This window comes from Nocardiopsis baichengensis YIM 90130 (genome assembly GCF_000341205.1).
Taxonomy (GTDB): domain Bacteria; phylum Actinomycetota; class Actinomycetes; order Streptosporangiales; family Streptosporangiaceae; genus Nocardiopsis_A; species Nocardiopsis_A halophila.
This window is the reverse complement of record NZ_ANAS01000059.1, coordinates 1-1,308: the sequence shown is the minus strand read 5'-3', so window position 1 is coordinate 1,308 and position 1,308 is coordinate 1. Positions and strand designations below refer to the sequence as shown.

The following is a 1,308-nucleotide window of genomic DNA, read 5'->3' as shown; positions in this document are numbered from 1 at the left end:
AGCTCGACGGTCAGGTCGGCATCATCGGCAACGGCGCGGGCCTGGTCATGTCCACCCTGGACGTGGTCGCCTACGCCGGGGAGGCCCACGGCGGGGTAGAGCCCGCCAACTTCCTGGACATCGGCGGCGGCGCCTCGGCCGAGGTGATGGCCAACGGCCTGGAGATCATCCTGGGCGACGCCGACGTCAAGAGCGTGTTCGTCAACGTCTTCGGCGGCATCACCGCCTGCGACGCGGTGGCCAACGGCATCGTGCAGGCCCTGGAGCTGCTGGAGTCGCGCGGCGACGACGTGTCCAAGCCGCTGGTGGTGCGCCTGGACGGCAACAACGCCGAGCTGGGGCGCACGATCCTGACCGAGCGGGCGCACCCGGCCGTGCGCCAGGTGGAGACCATGGACGGCGCCGCCGCTCAGGCCGCCGAACTGGCCGCGAAGTAACAAGGGGCGAGGGCGACATGGCTATTTTCCTGACCAAGGACAGCAAGGTGCTGGTCCAGGGCATGACCGGCTCTGAGGGCACCAAGCACACCCGGCGCATGCTGGCGTCGGGCACGCAGATCGTGGGCGGGGTCAACCCGCGCAAGGCCGGCAGCGAGGTCGACTTCGACGGCACGGCGGTGCCGGTGTTCGGGTCGGTGGCCGAGGGCATGGAGGCCACCGGCGCGGACGTGACGGTGATCTTCGTTCCGCCGAAGTTCACCAAGAGCGCGGTGGTCGAGGCGGTGGACGCCGGCATCGGGCTGGCGGTGGTGATCACCGAGGGCATCCCGGTGCACGACACCGCCGAGTTCTGGGCCTATGCCTCGTCCAAGGGCAACCGGACGCGGATCGTGGGGCCGAACTGCCCGGGGCTGATCACGCCGGGGCAGTCGAACGCGGGCATCATCCCGGCCGACATCACCGAGCCGGGGCGGATCGGGCTGGTGTCCAAGTCCGGGACGCTGACGTACCAGATGATGTACGAGCTGCGCGACATCGGTTTCTCCACGTGTGTGGGGATCGGCGGGGACCCGGTGATCGGGACCACGCACATCGATGCGCTGGCGGCGTTCGAGGCCGATCCGGACACCGATGCGATCGTGATGATCGGTGAGATCGGCGGGGACGCCGAGGAGCGGGCGGCGGAGTTCATCCGGGACAACGTGTCCAAGCCGGTGGTGGGCTATGTCGCCGGGTTCACCGCTCCGGAGGGCAAGACGATGGGGCACGCGGGTGCGATCGTGTCCGGGTCGGCCGGGACGGCTCAGGCCAAGAAGGAGGCCCTGGAGGCGGCCGGCGTGAAGGTCGGCAAGACCCCCAGCGAGACGGC

1 protein-coding gene and 1 pseudogene are annotated in these 1,308 nt (G+C 69.9%); both read left to right on the top strand.

The features are described 5' to 3' along the window. Positions 1–437: pseudogene (locus C892_RS0128225) on the top strand (ADP-forming succinate--CoA ligase subunit beta); the annotation flags it as partial. Positions 438–454: 17 nt separating this feature from the next. Further along, a partial coding sequence (sucD, locus tag C892_RS0128220) for a succinate--CoA ligase subunit alpha (protein ID WP_026124697.1) occupies positions 455–1,308 on the top strand: 854 nt, incomplete at its 3' end.